This is a genomic window from Halobacterium bonnevillei, assembly GCF_009831555.1.
In the GTDB taxonomy this organism is placed as follows: domain Archaea; phylum Halobacteriota; class Halobacteria; order Halobacteriales; family Halobacteriaceae; genus Halobacterium; species Halobacterium bonnevillei.
The window spans coordinates 1-1,045 of record NZ_WUUU01000356.1 but is presented as its reverse complement, the minus strand read 5'-3'; the positions used below and the strand labels follow the sequence as shown (position 1 = coordinate 1,045).

Here is a 1,045-nt window from a genome sequence, read left to right as displayed (position 1 = left end):
GGGTCCGGGGTTCCGCGATGACGACGACGCCACGAACCCGGACGGCGACGCCGACTGCGGTGTGGCGCGTGAACGTCGTCGTCTGTCGCGACCAGTCGCGTGACGCCGGCGTCACCACGGGCACCAGGCCGAGGAGGACAGCTGCGACGGCGCCGGTGACGTACTGCTGGCCGGCGAACAGGAACGCGTGGTGGGCGCCGATAATGAACGCGCCGCCCGCGAGGACGTAGACGTAGTCGTCGCGCGTTCGCGGCCTGTCGAGCCTGCCAGTCGCGGCGAGGACGCCGAACAGTAGGACGGCCGCCACGTCGAAGCGCGCGGCCGCGAACGGTACCGGCGGGAGGTCGAGGAGACCGACGTCTGTCGCCATGAACGCCGTCCCCCAGACGGCACACAACAGCAGAAACTGCCCGGCAGCGCGGTACCGACTCATTCACTTCCTGCTCCCCGCCCGAGCGCTAAATGCGCGTCGAAGCGGGCAACCCGCGAGCGACTGCAGGCGATACCGGCCGGGAAGCGCGGTTACTGCAGCCGTGCCGCGACGTCGTCCAGCGCGGCATCCGCCGCTGGCACGTCGGCCGCGAAACTCAGGAAGCCGTGAGCCATCCCGGGGTAGTGCAGGTGGTCGACGGGCGCTCGGGCGGATTCGAGCGCCGCCGCGTACGCGCATCCCTCGTCCCTGAGGGGGTCGTGTCCGGCGGTGACGACGGTCGCCTGTGGGAGGTCGCTGTGATCGGCCGCCCGGAGAACGCTCGCGTAGGGGTTCGCGGCGTCGACGGGACTCCGGCAGTACTGTTCCCAGAACCACGCAACGTCGGCGCGCGTCAGCAGCGGGCCGTTGCCGTGGTCGGCGTACGACGGACGGGACGTGTCGCGGTCCGTCATCGGGTAGAACAGGAGTTGCTGGGCGATCTCGGGACCGTCGAAGTCGCGGGCGCGCAGCGCGACGGCAGCCGCGAGATTCCCGCCCGCGCTCGTCCCCGCGACGGCGATCGTTTCGGGGTCGCACCGAACGCGGCCGCGTGCTCGGCCGTCCACTGCAGCG

Annotated in this window: 2 protein-coding genes; both read right to left on the bottom strand. The window is 71.4% G+C overall.

Going from position 1 to position 1,045, the window contains the following annotated elements:
• Positions 1–433, bottom strand: a 433-nt coding sequence (locus tag GRX66_RS19295; protein WP_159527874.1) for a DMT family transporter, incomplete at its 3' end; no start/stop codon positions are given.
• Between the two features lie 89 nt (positions 434–522).
• The coding region (locus tag GRX66_RS19290; RefSeq protein ID WP_233745727.1) for an alpha/beta hydrolase fold domain-containing protein at positions 523–1,045 on the bottom strand (523 nt) is incomplete at its 5' end.